The following is a 15,320-nucleotide window of genomic DNA, read 5'->3' on the forward strand; positions in this document are numbered from 1 at the left end:
GCCGAGGCAAATAAAAACGAAGTTTTCATTTGTACTGGGCCGAGACGCATCCTGCCTTCTGTAAAGGTAGTGAAAGTCGAGCGCCGAGGCAAATAAAAACGAAGTTTTCATTTGTACTGGGCCGAGACGCATCCTGCACTACTTATCACCCACTATAAAGGCAGCAAAAGGCAGGCAACCCAAACAAATAAAAAAATACCTTCTGCCCGGAGTCTTATTGACAGCCCGACAGAAGGCATTAAACAAACACATAACGATACGAGAACCTTCGTATCTCCTATACAATCCCTTTATGGCATAACAACTAAATCGAAATCCCCTCTTTGCGTGGCCGTAAAACAGTTATGCGGCTTTGGTCAGTGCGGCAATCTCTTTCACCCGATCGCCGTCGTAGCTCATGGGCGACATCACCGGCTCGTAATCAAACGGGATAAACTCCGAAACCTGAGCCGTAGCAAAGCTCTGGTCGTCGTCGATAAAGAGGGTCAGCTTGGCTCCGGCCTTATGACCTACGGCACGAGGCAACAAACCTATCGACTGGAAGTTGCCGCTCTCGACCATCTGTTTCAAACGCGAAACCTCGCTGCTCTCGAAGAGGAGTTCGTGTTTCTTCAACACCTTACCGTTGGCCCGGCACACAGCCACCTTGTTGCCCACGGCCAATTTGATAAGACCGTAGATCAGGAAGCAAACGCCCACCACAATGAGGAACAGTTTCAACGACGACTGCGGGTCGGACAACACGGCCGAAGCACCAAAGGCCACCACGGCAACCACAACCGACCACACACCGGCCATCGACACTCTCTTTTTGATTTCTACATAGGGGTTTTCTGCAAATTTAGACACATGAGTCTCTTTCTCTTTATTTTCCATTTTTGTTTCAATGCTAATAGTCAGGGTAATATTGGTTTATAAAGTCATGCGCTGCCCCGCCGCGGCACGGCACGGCGACCTCATCCTGCCGCACACGCAGGCACGACAAGAGAGCCGGAAGCGGCAACCGGCTTCCGCAATCCGGACAGGGAACACCTGCCCGCCCTGCTAAATAAGCATTTGACAAAGCGAATAGAGATAATGCCCGTGTGAACACAACTGGGCCTTATACCCCTCGTAATCGTGTCTGATTGACTTTTCACGAAGGGTTATGAGTTGGCAGCAGCACTGCTGCGCCGAAGAGAATGCGGTGTGACTCCCTACCCGTTCGGCTACCGGCGACGAGGGGAACCGTACCGTATGGATTCCCGCCACCCGCTCGGCCGGCACAATGGCCTCAAAACTGGGCACCGGGTACGAATGGCTGTCACTGTCGGTCAGCGTATAGGGGCTCTCGGTTTCGCTACTCTGCACCCATGCCGTCTCTGCCTCCGACACATAAAACAGCGTCGAGGCCCACCCCAGTATCAGGGCAAGCGAGACCATGAGCAGATGTTTCACAAAACCTTTCATGCTGCAAACATACACAAAAAAACGGGAGTTAGCACCCCATTCTCTACACTTTTTCGTTGTATCTTGCTCATTTTCACTTTCTTGCAAGCAACTACTCCCGGCCACAAAATCCGCTGTCGCCAACCAAGAATAGGGAGCAGCTACCCGCACAATACCTATAAAATGCGATTGTACACGTTTCGGGGTCGATATAATTTTGCAGCGAATTACTAAAGCAAACTTTTTTCGATGAGAACAATAATCAGCACACTCCTCGCGCTCTCTGTATACACGCTTTCACTCCTCGGGACTACGGCCCAGGCGCAGCACCGCCACCATCGGGAGGGGCACCCGGCCGGAGCCATCGTCTCGGGACAAGTCAGCACAACCGAATCGGGCCAGAAGCAAGCCGTCGATTTCGCTACCGTCTACCTCAAAGGGAGTGCATCGGGGGGAACCACCAACGAGCGGGGCCGCTACCGGCTCAAAGCGCCTGCGGGCGACTACACGCTGACAGTCTCGGCCATCGGGTACGACCCGTTCGAGCAACGCATCTCGCTGAAACGGGGCGAGCCCCTCGAAATAAACGTAACCCTCACCCCCAAGAACCAGGAGCTTGCCGAGGTAACCGTGGTCTCTACCGGGGTGAGCCGGGTACAACGCTCGGCCTACAATACCGTGGCGGTCGATACCCGCGAGATGCGCAACTCGACCAAGAACCTGAGCGACGCCCTGGCCAAGGCCCCCGGCATGAAGCTGCGCGAATCGGGTGGCGTAGGCTCCGACATGCAACTCATGCTCGACGGCTTCAGCGGCAAACACATCAAAGTCTTTATCGACGGGGTGCCGCAAGAGGGGGTGGGCAGCTCCTTCAGCCTGAACAACATCCCCATCAGCTTTGCCGACCGCATCGAAATCTACAAGGGGGTAGTACCCGTAGGTTTCGGCACCGACGCCATCGGCGGGGTTATCAACATCGTTACCAACAAGCAGCGGCGCAACTGGTTTCTCGACGCCGCCTACTCCTACGGCTCGTTCAATACCCACAAGTCGCACGTCAACTTCGGGCAGAGCTTCAAGAACGGACTCACCTACGAAATCAACCTCTTCCAAAACTACTCCGACAACAACTACCTGGTCGATGCCGACCACGTGGAGCAGTGGAACGCCGACGGCTCGTCGATCATTACCGACGAAGTGTTTCGGGTAAAACGGTTCAACGACACCTACCACAACGAGGCTGCCGTGGCCAAGGTAGGGGTAACCGGCAAACCGTGGGCCGACCGCCTCATGCTCGGCTTCACCTACTCCCGCATGTACAAAGAGGTGCAGACCGGCGTGCGGCAATACACCGTCTTCGGCGAGAAGCACCGCCGCGGCCACTCGCTCATGCCCTCGCTCGAGTACAGCAAGCGCGACCTCCTCACCCGGGGGCTCGACCTCACCTTCACGGCCAACTACAACCGCAACCTCACCACCAATATCGATACCGCCAGCTACCGCTACAACTGGTTCGGCGAGCGCATTCGCAAAACCAACGGCCGGGGCGAGCAGAGCGAACAGTATGCCCGGGCCTACAACGACAACTGGAGTGCCACCCTCACCCTCAACTACCGCCTCAACAAGGCCAATACCCTCACTTTTAATAATGTGTGGAATCTCTTCCACCGCACCAATGCTTCGCTGCTCACCGGCACCGAAATCGAGAACGAATTTGCCAAGGATACCCGCAAAAACATCGCCGGACTCTCCTACCGCCTCATGCCCTCCGACCGGTGGAACCTCTCGATTTTCGGCAAATACTACGACCAGCGGGTATCGGGTCCCATGGCGACCGACGACAAGGGTACCGACTATGTCATGGTCCACCGCTCCGTGCAACAGGCCGGCTATGGAGCCGCCGGTACCTGCTTCGTGCTGCCCGGTCTTCAGGCCAAACTCTCCTACGAGAAGGCCTACCGCCTGCCCACCATCGAGGAGATGTTCGGCGACGAGGACCTCGAGAGCGGACAGGTGAACCTCCGCCCCGAAAACAGCCACAACGTCAACCTCAACCTCAGCTACTCCCGCACCCTGGGCCGCCACTCGTTCTACCTCGAGGGGGGACTGCTCTATCGCAACACCCGCGACTACATACAGCGCAACATCCAGGACCTGAGCGGCGGCAAGGAGAATGCCACCTACACCAACTACGGCAAGGTGGTGACCAAAGGCTACACCCTCTCGGCCCGGTACAGCCTGGCCCGGTGGCTGAGCCTCGGCGGCAACTTCTCGCACATGGACATACGCGACATGGAGAAGTATCAGATAGGCAGCACCGGCAACTCCACCCCCAACCTCACCTACAAGGCCCGCATGGCCAACGTGCCCTACATGTTTGCCGACAGCGACATCAACCTCTATTGGCACGATATGGGCCGGAAGGGCAACCTGCTCACCCTCACCTACGACAACCAGTATCTGCACAGCTTCTGCTACAACTCCGAGGTGATAGGGACCAACAGCAGCGCCTACATGATTCCCGACCAGTTCTCGCACAACCTTGCAATCAGTTACAGCCTGCACAACGGGCGATACAACCTCTCGCTGGAGTGCCGCAACTTCACCGACGAGCGACTCTACGACAACTTCAGCCTCCAGAAAGCGGGCCGTGCCTTCTATGGCAAGATACGAGTCCACTTCGGCGACTGAACAACCCAGACCGACAACAAAAATTATTCACTTAAAATCATACACGCATGAAAAAGTTCTCCTTCATCCCCACCAGTTCGATACTTCTGACCGCGGGCCTGCTGCTCGCCTCGTGCCAGGAAGATGGCCCTGCCGTCCCTTCCGGGCTCACCGGCCTGACCGAAGTCGCCAAAGGCAACTATGTGATTGCCGCCACGGTAGGCACCGGCAACAACGCGACCCACGTGCTGCTCACCGCCGACCGCCTCGACGACCCCAACTGCAAGGTGACCCCTACCGTACAGGGCACCCAGAACGACGGCGCCACCTACTGGGTATTCTACGGCGGGCAGTCGCTCTTTGCCCTCAACTACAACCAGGGTGAGGCCGGGCAAACCGCCTCGTACAGCCTCAACACGGCTTTCGAGATGACCAAGGACCCGCGCACCTACCGACTGAGCCGGTTCACCACCTACGGCCTCTACAACGATTACATCATGACCACCTCGTCGGGCAACGGCACCATCGATGCCCAAAGCTACACCTACACCGACAAGAGCGGCCAGAGCCTCACCGAAACCTACTACCCCAAACACTTCCTCCCCGCCTACATCGATGCCCGTAACCAGACGGCTACCGACGGGAGCGGTGCCGGCGACATCCGCCTGCGCTCCGAGAACTTCCTCGGCAACGGCGAGTATGTGACCCTCGCCGGACTGGAACAGGTGGACAACTACCTCTACTCGGCCGCCGTCCCCATGGGGCTGAGCCAGTGGGGCTACATACAGACGGTCGACGGCCGGGCCCACGGCTATGTGCGCGAGGGGTACGACGACTTGGTCAAGACCGAGTCGGGAGGCTCGGGCAGCGGCTCCTACAAAGCCAACGAACTGCAGTGGACCCAATACCCCGACGAGTGCTGGGTGGCTCTCTTCAAAGACGAATCGCTCACCGAGCACAAGGTTATCAAGAGCGATAAGATCAGCTACGCCTGCGGCCGCAACCGCTCGCAATACTACCAGATGGTGTGGAAGGCCGACGACGGCTACCTCTACGTGCTCTCGCCCAGCTATGCCAAGACCATGAGCGATGCCCGCCAGCAAACCACCCTGCCGGCCGGCGTAGTGCGCATCGACACCCGCGCCGCGTGGGACGAGATTGATTTCGACCCCACCTATTACAAAGCCTTGAAAAATGCCGATGGTACCGAAGCCGCCTTCCTGCGCAGTTGGTATATCGGGGGCAACTACTTCATGCTGCTGGCCTACGATGCCCAGGGATTCAAGGGCACAGCCAACCGCCTGGTCATCTTCGACACCCAGGGCGACGGTACCCTGCGCGAGGTCTCGGGCCTCCCCGCCGATATCAGTGCCTTGAGCAACACCCCCTACATCGACGAGAACGGGCACGCCTTCGTCGTGGTAAGCACCACCAGCGGCTACCCCACCGTATATAAGATAGACCCCGCCACGGCCTCCGCCTCGAAAGGGCTCACCATCGTAGCCACGAGCGTGGCTGGCGTAGGACAACTGCAAGCACGATAACCCCCGCCGACAAGCAAAAAAAGAGCCTGCCGATGAACCTTATTCTCGCAGGTTCTTTTTAATTTTACATGCTAAAAGAGAATTACACATGAAAAAAACATTCCGAAAAATCCACCTTTGGTTGGCGGTTCCCTTCGGTCTCATTATCACAATCATCTGTTTTACAGGCGCATTATTGGTTTTCGAGGATCAAGTCACCCAACTTACCAACCGCCACCTCTATTACGTAGAGAGCCCCGGCTCACAACCCCTTCCCGTAGGCACGTTGGTCGAGAAGGTCGAGAGTCAACTGACTAAAGGGGCAACCATAACCGGTGTCACCATCTATCCCCAACCCGACCGCTCCTACCAGGTGAACCTCTCGGCTCCCAAGGGCGCAGCGGTCTATATCGACCCCTATACCGGCGAGGTGCTGGGGCAATCGCAGCGCACCCCCTTTTTCCGCACCGTCTTTATGCTGCACCGCTGGCTGCTCGACAGCCAACCGGCCGACGGCGGCATCTTCTGGGGGAAACGCATTACCGGCATCAGCACGCTACTCTTCGTCATCATCTTGTTAAGCGGTATTGTCATCTGGTGGCCCCGCTCCCGCAAGGGATTGAAAAACGGCATACAGATAGCCCTGCGAAAGGGGAAGACCTGCTTCTGGCACGACCTGCACGCGGCCGGCGGCATCTATGTACTGTTGCTGGTTCTGGTCATGGCTCTCACGGGGCTCACCTGGTCGTTCGACTGGTACAAAAACGCCTTTTATACCCTGTTCGGCGTAGAGACCACCGCACCGGCCAAAGGTCCTGCTCCTAAAGAGAAGAGCCCACAAGGCCCTCAACCGGGCACAACGACCGAAGCCACCGCCCCGGTAACACCGTTTGCCTGCTGGCAACAGGTCTACGACCAAGTCGCTGCCGAGAATCCCGACCGCCTGAAAATCGAAATCACCGACGGCACGGCCAGCGTGTCGAACAACCGCTACGGCAACATACGCGGTACCGACCGCTACACCTTCGACCCGCAATCGGGCCAGATCACCGGTGCATCGCTCTACAAAGATACCGGCAACTCGGGCAAGATACGGGGCTGGATCTACTCGGTACACACAGGGGCCTGGGGTGGAAACCTCACCCGCATCATCTGGTTCCTGGCCGCTCTGTTGGGGGCCACGCTGCCCCTCACGGGATACTACCTGTGGATCAAGCGCCTTTACCGCAAACGCCACAACCGGGCAGTTCATTGACCGCAACCGGCCACACGACCCGGCCGCCTCTCAATCCTCGAACCGTCGGCTCCCAAGCCCACACATAAAAAAAGCACCGCGGGAACGCGGTGCTTTTTTTATGCTTGTATCACATGCTCCTTAGAACTTCTGCATGTCGACCAACCGCTTGTAGTAGCGGTCGAGTTTTATCAGTTCGTCGTGACGGCCCCGCTCCACGATTTCGCCCTCGTGCATCACGCAGATGAGGTCGGCATCCTTGATGGTCGAGAGGCGGTGGGCAATCACCAGCGTGGTACGGTTGCGCATGAGGTTCTCGAGCGCCTCCTGCACGAGCCGTTCCGACTCGGTATCGAGGGCCGACGTAGCCTCGTCGAGAATCAGGATGGGCGGGTTCTTCAGGATGGCCCGGGCGATGCTCACCCGCTGACGCTGGCCGCCCGACAAGCGGCTGCCCCGGTCGCCGATGCAGGTGTTGTAACCATCCTCGGTAGCCATGATAAATTCGTGGGCATTGGCAATCTTGGCCGCCTCGATTACCTGCTCCATGGTGGCATCTTCGACGCCGAATGTAATGTTGTTGTAGAACGAGTCGTTGAAGAGGATGGCCTCCTGGTTCACGTTACCCATCAGCCCCCGCAGGTCGTGCACCCTGAAGTTCTTGATATTGACACCGTCGATGTAGATGCCCCCCTCGTTCACGTCGTAGAAGCGCGGCAAGAGGTCGGCCATGGTCGACTTGCCCGAACCCGACTGCCCCACCAGCGCCACAGTCTGCCCCTTCTTGATGGTGAGGTTGACATGCTTCACCACATTCTCGGTATTGTAGCGGAACGACACGTCGCGATATTCGATGCCCTCTTTCATGTCGGTCAGTTCGACCGGCTTCTCGGGGTCCTGTATCGGGTTCACGGCCGAGAGAATCAGGTCGACCCGCACCATCGAGGCCAAACCCTTCTGTATCGAGTAGGCCGCCTTCGACAGATCCTTGGCGGGGTTGATGATGCTGTAAAAGATAACCAGATAATAGATGAACGAAGCGGCGTCGATGCTGCTCGTGCCCGAGAGGATGAGCGAACCGCCATACCACAGCACGATGCAGATGGTGCAGGTACCCAGGAACTCGCTCATGGGGTGAGCCAGCGCCTGCCGGCGGTTGATGCGGTTCGATATTTTGTAGAAGACGTTGTTCTCGGCGTGGAACCACTTGATCATCTTGGCCTCGGCATTAAAGGCCTTGATGATGCGCAAGCCGCCCAGGGTCTCTTCGATAATCGACATCAGCTGTCCCCACTGGTTCTGCCCCTCGAGCGAACGGCGTTTGAGCTTCTTGCCCACCTGACCCATGATGTAACCGGCCGTGGGCAGCAGAATGAGCACAAAGACCGTGAGTTGCCAGCTGATGGCAAACATCGTGCCCAGGCAGACGAGAATCATGATGGGGTTTTTGAACATCATGTCGAGCGAGGCCATGATCGAGTTTTCGATTTCGCCCACATCGCCCGACATGCGCGCCATCACATCGCCCTTCTTCTCACTGGTAAAGAAGCCGATGGGCAGACTCACTACTTTCTCGTACACATAGTTGCGTATATCGCGCACGATGCCCGACCGCAACGGAATCATGAAGTGCGAACTCAGATAGGTGGCTGTCGTCTTGAAGAAGGTCATCACCATGAGGAACACCCCCAGGATGAGCAGTGCAAAACCGGCTCCCTGCTCATTGATTATGTTCGTAATGTAATAATAGAAATTATTGACCGCCACATCCTTGAGCGAAGCCGACCCCCACGGCATGAAGGTATAGGTAGCCTGCTTGAGCTTGAAAAGAATCTCCAGAATAGGGATGATGAGCGCAAAGGAGAAGAGCGTCAGTATCGACGCCAGTATGTTGAAAAAGATATTGAGAACAAGGTAATATTTATAGGGTGGTACAAACCGCCGAAGAATAGAAAAAAAATCTTTCATATATAGCTTGTTAGAACCCGGGAGAATGGCCGGGCGATTTATCGCTGCAAAGATAGTATAATTACATTCACGACCGAAGCCGGCGCCCGAAAAAGTTTTACCGGGCCGCCCGCCCCGTCCTCTCCGACAACGGTTTTCTCTTCCGGCCACACCTCTCGAGGTCCCGTCAAACCCCATACTTTCGCCGCAAATGCTTGCATAGCCAAAATTATTGTTCTACTTTTGCACCCGAAGCGGAAAAGCGGCATTATCTTTTTAGCCGATAGCAAGTTATGAATCAGACGTGTCACACATTATCAATTATCATTCCGGCATATAACGAAGAGAAGACTATTGCTGAACTGTTGCAACGCGTACTCGACGCCGACCTGGGCGAAGGTATCGACCGGGAACTGATTGTCGTGAACGACTGTTCGACCGACTCGACCGGACGCATCGTACAATCCTTCATCGCCGCTCACCCCCAGGCCCCCATCACCTACCTCGTGCACGACCGCAACCAGGGCAAGGGCATGGCCGTGCGCACAGGCATACAGGCGGTTACCGGCAACTATGTGGTGATGCAGGATGCCGATCTCGAGCTCGACCCCAACGACTTCGCCCGGATGCTGCCGCACCTGCTCTCGGGCCAATACCGGGTGGTATACGGCTCGCGCTTCCTGGCCGAGGAGAACTCGCACACCTACTTCAGCTACCAGCTGGGCGGCAAGTTCCTGTCGGTGATGACCAACCTGCTCTACGACCAGCGCATTACCGACGAGCCCACCTGCTACAAGATGTTCGACGCCGGGCTGCTCAAGTCGATTCCGCTCGACTGCAAAGGTTTTGAATTTTGCCCCGAGGTGACGGCCAAAGTCTCGCGCCTGGGCTACAAGATAAAAGAGGTGCCTATCCGCTACTACCCCCGCTCGATCGAGGAGGGAAAGAAGCTGCGCCTGAGAGATGGACTGAAGGCTATCGGCACCTTGCTGAAATACCGTTTCTGGAAAAAAAACGTACAATGAAAAACAGGACCGCATCCTCCAAAAAGCAACCGGTTCGCAAAAACGACACCGCCGCCAAGACGGGAATCACCGCCGCCTGGGTGGTCAAGAATCTGCTGGCCGTGGTCGTTGTCGCCTTCTTGCTGAACAAACTCGTACTCGGCCTGCAGCCGGGATACAACTGGGCCTACAACATGCTCAAGGGCAACCTCGAGGTGGCTCAACACTATGCCCAAACCACTACCGACGAACGGTACGAGATGAAGTTGGGCCTCTCGCACGTCTACCTGCGCTACCTCAAGGAGAACACCCCGCCCGATGCCGTCATCCTGCTGCCGGGCAAAGAGGCCTTCTACCCCGAGGGGCAGGAACGCATCTTCTCGGGCGAGCCCTACAACAAACTGTGGGCCACCCGTTTCCTCTACCCTCGCCGGGTCATCATCCCCTCGGAACTGGGTGTAACCCCCTGGAGCCAAAAGATTACCCATGTAGCCATCGTCAACGGCATAGGCTACGAATATCTCGGCTACGAGGTACCCAAGAAGGTGCCTCACATCGTACTTCCCGTTCACCCCAAACCGTAATGCCATGCTCACACTCGGAATCATACTTACCTGCCTCAACGGCATTTTGCTGACTGCGCTCGTCGGCTCGCGGTTTTCGTGGACCGAACGCATCGGCCTTTCGTTCCCCTTGGGAATGACCCTGCAAACCATCATCATGGCTCTGCTCGATTTGCTGCACATCCCCCTCACGGCCTCCTCGGTGCTGCTGGGCGGACTCCTCCTTTTCGCCCTGCTGCTGTTTGTCGTGTGGCGTTACCGCGGCATCGACAGCCTGCGCCTCACCCCGGCCATGCTCGACGACTGGCGACAGGCCAACCTGGTGTGGGTGCTGCTGCTCCTCCTCATCGGCTACTGCGAATATATGAATTTCTCGAAGTGCATCTTCTTCCCGCCCAGCGACCGCGACAGCCTCGCCGCCTTCGACACTCTGGGCTTCGTGGCCGCCCACGACCACACCTACATGCGCATGAGCCTCTTCGACGCCGACTACAACCCCTCGATACACCGGGCGGGCGGCAGCATAGCCTATGCCCCCTTCGTGCAACTGAGCTACGCCTACGTCTACCTGCTGGGAGCCGAGACCTCCAAGGCCATCCCGGCCCTCATGTATCTCTTCTTCGTCGTTGCCTTCTACGGCATCCTGCGGCGCAACACGGGCAAGACCCTGGCCGCCCTGGCCACCCTCTTCATGATGATGGCTCCCGAGATGCTCGCCTTCTCGTCGCTCTCGGCCACCAACGTCATGCAGGCCATATTCGCCTCGCTGGGCATCGCCTATACCGCCAGTTGGCTGCGCAGCCGCCACGACCACGAACTCTATGCCGGAGCCTTGCTCCTGGGGGCCAACATGTGGTGCCGCAACGAGGGCATCGTCTTCATCGGTGCCGCCTGCATCGTGCTGCTCATCGACTGCATCCGCCGCAAGAGCTATCGCAAGGGGTGGTACTTCACCGGCCTGGCCCTGCTCCCGGCCGTCATCTGGTTTGTCTACATGAAGGTGGGCGGACTCTACACCGAGGGGATGGCCATCACCCGCCTCTTCTGGGACGGCGAGAAGGCCGGCCTCATCGTCAAGGGCTTCTGGGACCTCTTCGCCGCACCGCTCTACTACGGCTGGACCTTCCCGGCATTTGCCCTCTTCTTCATCGCCAACCTCTGGTTCATGGTCAAGAGCCGCGACAACCTGCCCCTGCTGGGCATGATTCTCCTGAGTCTACTCTTCTACGGGCTGGTCATCTACCACGTCGACTACGTGTGGGACTCGATACAGAACGTGCTGGCCTACTCGTCCAAGCGATTCTTTTTCTGCTTCGTACCCATGTGCTGGTATTTCATAGCCACCACCCGAATCGCCCGGACGGGCTCCGAATACATCGAGCGATACCTGTCGTTGAAATAAGATAAGCCAAGTGCCAGATAGCGGGGAGGGATGTTCCTCCTCGAGACAAGAGACAAGAGACTAACGCCCCACGGACAACCCACGGTCCGTGGTGGTCGGTTTTTAGAGAAAATTGACAGGTAAAAACAATCGCTCTCTAAAAAAATGCAAAAAGACAGTGGGAGCATTTAAACCTTGACAAGATGTCGGGGTCTTATAAGCATTGAAATCGAAGTGATCAATAGATTGGATTTTTTTAAGATGTATAAAAGAGGTATTTTTATCCTGTTTGCTTGTATTTCTTGCTTGCTGACAGCCCAGAGTGCCTGGGGTCAGTTTACCATTTCGGGCACTGTAAAAGACAAGACCGACGATTCTCCGCTCCCGCAGGTGAGCATCCGGCTGCTTGCGGCTCGCGACAGCTCCTTTGTCACCAGCGTGTCGAGCAAAGACAACGGCACCTTCACCCTCACGGTCAACAAGGCCGGCAACTACCTGGCCGCCTTCTCGTTCCTGGGCTACAAGACCACCTACGAACCGGTGCGGCTCACCGCCGGGCAGCCCCGCCGCAATCTGGGGTCGGTTCTGCTCGAGAGCAACGACATTCTGCTGCAAGAGGCCGTTGTCGTGGGGAAAGCTCCCGAGGTGGTGGTGAAAGAAGATACCGTCGAATTCAATGCCGACTCCTATAAAACCCAACCCAACTCGGTCGTGGAAGACCTGTTGAAGAAACTGCCGGGTGTCGAGGTCGACAGCGAGGGCAAAATCACCCACGCCGGCAAAGAGATTACCAAGATTCTGGTCGATGGCAAGGAGTTCTTCTCCGACGACCCCAAGATAGCCACCAAAAACCTGCCGGTCGACATCATCGAGAAGCTGCAGGTGGTCGACCGTAAGTCCGACCTCGCCCGTCTGACCGGTGTCGACGACGGCGAAGAGGAGACCGTCATCAACCTCACCATCAAGAAGGGGATGAAGCACGGCTGGTTCGGCAACGTCTCGGGCGGTTACGGCCTCGACGGACGCTACGAAGCCGGAGCCATGATCAACCGCTTCTTCGGCGACAACCAGATAACTATCCTCGCCGGGTCGAACAACACCAACAACATGGGATTCACCGACCTGGGCGGCAGCCGCTTCCGCCGATTCGGCGGCATGAACGGCATCAACACCAGCCACAACGTGGGAGTCAACTTCAACGTGGGCAAGGGCGAGGAGTTCCGCGTGGGCGGCGACGTGAGCTACAACAACAGCAACCGCAACGTGCTGCAACGCACCGAGCGCCAAAACCTCTTTGCCGACAGTACATCCTATTACAGCGGACACAACAAGATGAACGACCACGGACAGAACATCCGCGGTAACTTCCGTATCCACTGGGAAATCGACTCGCTCAACACCCTCGAGTTCCGACCCAAGTTTGCCGTGGCCCTCTCCCGCTCCGACAGCTACGACTCGGCCCTCACCACCGCCGGCGACCTGGCCCGCAGCAAAGTCAACTTCAGCGAAAGCGACAACTTCAACAAGGGTACCGGCTACGACCTCTCGGGCGAACTCATCTACAACCACAAGTTCCTCTCGCGTCCCGGCCGGTCGTTCAGTATCCAGGCCGAATACAAGTTCAGCGACACGAAAGAGGACGGCTGGACCAAAGCCCTCTACAAATACTACCAGCTGGCCACCGACAGCACCCTCGACCAGATAGACGACGACCACACCTGGAGCAACGGCTACGGAGCCCGACTCACCTGGACCGAACCGCTGGGCGACGTATCGAAAGGACGGTTCCTCACCTTCTCGTACCGCTTCCAGGCCAACTTCAACAACGCCGACAAATATACCTACGACGTATTTACCGACCCGCTCACGGCCCTACCGCTCGATACCTTGCGCAACGACGACCTGAGCAACAGCTTCCGCAACAACTACTACATGCACCGGGCCCAGGTGGGATTCAAGCAGGTGAAACCCACCTATACCTACGACGTGGGTGTGGCCGTAGAGCCGTCGTCGTCGCAATCGATCGACCGCATCAACAGCAACCGAAACATACCCAAGCGCACCGTATTCAACGTAGCTCCCTACCTGCGCTACCGCTACAAGATGGGTAAACAGACCTCGCTGCGCATCGACTACCGGGGCTCATCGTCGCAACCGACCATGGCGCAGTTGCAACCCGTGGCCGACGTCTCCGACCCGCTGCGTGTCGTTATCGGTAACCCCACCCTGAAACCCTCGTTCAAAAACACGCTGCGCGTGCGCTTCAACGACTACGACCAGGCTACCCAACGGGCCATCATGGCCATGCTCTTCGGCGGATTCACCACCAACAGCATCATCTCCGAAACCACCTACGATGCCACCACCGGCGGACAGACCACCACCTACCGCAACGTAAACGGCGTGTGGAACGCCTCGGGTATGTTGATGTTCAACACCCCCTTCCGCAACAAGCACTGGCAGCTCAACAGCTTCAGCCGCCTCAGCTACAACAACAACGTGGGCTACAACAACGGCATGCGCAACGATGCCGGTTCGTTCAATGCCGCCGAAAATCTGGGCATCGCCTTCCGATCGGACTACTTCGATGTCGAGTTGCGCGGCAACTATCGGTATGCGCTCGCCACCAACAGCATGCAGAACCAGAAAGACCAGAGCACCCACAACTACGGCGGCACCCTCAACCTGAGCGGATACCTGCCCTGGTCCATCACCCTGGGTACCGACCTCACCTACAACGGCATGTCGGGATACTCGGCCGGATACAACACCGAGAGCTGGATCTGGAACGCTCAAGCCTCCTACCAGTTCCTCAAAGGCAAAAACGCCACCATCGCCCTCAAGATCTACGACATCCTGGGACAGCGCAACAGCATACGCCGTACCGTCACGGGTAACTACATTCAGGATGTGGAGTACAACACCCTCAACACCTACGGTCTGTTGACCTTCACCTACCGCTTCAACACCTTCGGCGACAAACGCCCCGACATGGGCCCCGGTGGCCCCCGCGGCTACGGCCATCCCGGCCCTCCCCCGGGCGGTCCCGGTGGACACCGGCCCTTCTGATGAGACTGAAAATCCAATCAATAACAAAAAAAGGAGAGAGCCGAAGCCCTCTCCTTTTTTGTTTCTATCAGATACATATCGGCATACCCTCTATCGCTATTCTTTCACCTCTTTGACTACTTGTTCAAACAACGCTTTAGCCTCCTCTTCCGAGACCTCCTTACTAATAATATAAGTAGTTTCGCTCGAGGTTCTACCCCAGTTATTGCCCTTGAATCCACCCGAAGAGCCGCTTACTTCCGTAAAATTCCCCTCCAGCCGCCAACCTTGTCTCGACAGATAGTTCAGCGCACCCGGGAAAGAGAAAAAGCGCAGTTCCCTCCCGGCTTCATCCTTCAAAGGCTCGTATTTCTTCTCGGTTCCATAATTGATTCTCACCTTGTCTTCCGAATAGACGAATGCGGCGTAAATGCGGCAGGTCTGCGCCATGCTGCACAAGGCTGTGAAACAAAGCGCGACAGACAAAAAGAGTATTCTTTTCATATCCCGTTATTATCAACG

General features: G+C 56.9%; 11 protein-coding genes. 7 read left to right on the plus strand and 4 right to left on the minus strand.

The window, feature by feature from the left end; translation table 11 throughout:
* Positions 1-342: 342 nt before the first annotated feature.
* The gene (locus Q1K76_RS08865) at positions 343-876 is read right to left on the minus strand and encodes a hypothetical protein (protein WP_300132671.1); all 534 of its coding nucleotides are present in this window, start codon (positions 874-876) and stop codon (positions 343-345) included.
* Between the two features lie 168 nt (positions 877-1,044).
* Positions 1,045-1,449, minus strand: coding sequence for a hypothetical protein (locus Q1K76_RS08870; protein ID WP_258328046.1), 405 nt, complete (start codon positions 1,447-1,449; stop codon positions 1,045-1,047).
* A 342-nt stretch (positions 1,450-1,791) separates the two neighbouring features.
* Between Q1K76_RS08870 and Q1K76_RS08875 the strand changes: the two genes are divergently transcribed.
* From Q1K76_RS08875 to Q1K76_RS08885, 3 genes are all read left to right on the plus strand, one after another.
* Positions 1,792-4,119, plus strand: coding sequence for a TonB-dependent receptor (locus Q1K76_RS08875; RefSeq protein ID WP_300132769.1), 2,328 nt, complete (start codon positions 1,792-1,794; stop codon positions 4,117-4,119).
* Between the two features lie 47 nt (positions 4,120-4,166).
* Positions 4,167-5,642 (plus strand): DUF4374 domain-containing protein, encoded by a 1,476-nt coding sequence (locus Q1K76_RS08880; RefSeq protein WP_300132673.1) that lies wholly within the window; start codon positions 4,167-4,169, stop codon positions 5,640-5,642.
* Positions 5,643-5,730: 88 nt separating this feature from the next.
* Positions 5,731-6,876, plus strand: coding sequence for a PepSY domain-containing protein (locus tag Q1K76_RS08885; RefSeq protein ID WP_300132675.1), 1,146 nt, complete (start codon positions 5,731-5,733; stop codon positions 6,874-6,876).
* Between the two features lie 120 nt (positions 6,877-6,996).
* Here the strand turns inward: Q1K76_RS08885 and Q1K76_RS08890 are convergent, their stop codons facing one another.
* Positions 6,997-8,823 (minus strand): ABC transporter ATP-binding protein, encoded by a 1,827-nt coding sequence (locus tag Q1K76_RS08890; protein ID WP_087408701.1) that lies wholly within the window; start codon positions 8,821-8,823, stop codon positions 6,997-6,999.
* Positions 8,824-9,095: 272 nt separating this feature from the next.
* Between Q1K76_RS08890 and Q1K76_RS08895 the strand changes: the two genes are divergently transcribed.
* The 4 genes from Q1K76_RS08895 (at position 9,096) to Q1K76_RS08910 (ending at position 14,819) form a co-directional block, all read left to right on the plus strand.
* Positions 9,096-9,827 carry a glycosyltransferase family 2 protein gene (locus Q1K76_RS08895; RefSeq protein ID WP_300132677.1) on the plus strand — a complete coding sequence of 244 codons (732 nt, stop codon included), beginning with the start codon at positions 9,096-9,098 and terminating at the stop codon, positions 9,825-9,827.
* A complete protein-coding gene (locus tag Q1K76_RS08900; RefSeq protein ID WP_298663322.1) occupies positions 9,824-10,390 on the plus strand; it encodes a hypothetical protein in 567 nt (188 codons plus the stop codon). The genes Q1K76_RS08895 and Q1K76_RS08900 overlap by 4 nt, the downstream gene beginning before the upstream one ends.
* Positions 10,391-10,394: 4 nt before the next feature.
* Positions 10,395-11,771: a glycosyltransferase family 39 protein gene (locus tag Q1K76_RS08905; RefSeq protein ID WP_300132679.1), complete on the plus strand. Its 1,377-nt coding sequence runs from the start codon at positions 10,395-10,397 to the stop codon at positions 11,769-11,771.
* A gap of 285 nt (positions 11,772-12,056) precedes the next feature.
* Entirely contained in the window at positions 12,057-14,819 is a 2,763-nt protein-coding gene (locus Q1K76_RS08910; protein ID WP_300132682.1) for a TonB-dependent receptor, read from the plus strand.
* A gap of 96 nt (positions 14,820-14,915) precedes the next feature.
* Here Q1K76_RS08910 and Q1K76_RS08915 read toward each other — a convergent pair whose 3' ends face one another.
* The gene (locus tag Q1K76_RS08915; RefSeq protein ID WP_300132685.1) at positions 14,916-15,302 is read right to left on the minus strand and encodes a hypothetical protein; all 387 of its coding nucleotides are present in this window, start codon (positions 15,300-15,302) and stop codon (positions 14,916-14,918) included.
* Positions 15,303-15,320: the final 18 nt, after the last annotated feature.

It is taken from the genome of uncultured Barnesiella sp., from assembly GCF_946496565.1.
Classification (GTDB): domain Bacteria; phylum Bacteroidota; class Bacteroidia; order Bacteroidales; family Barnesiellaceae; genus Barnesiella; species Barnesiella merdigallinarum.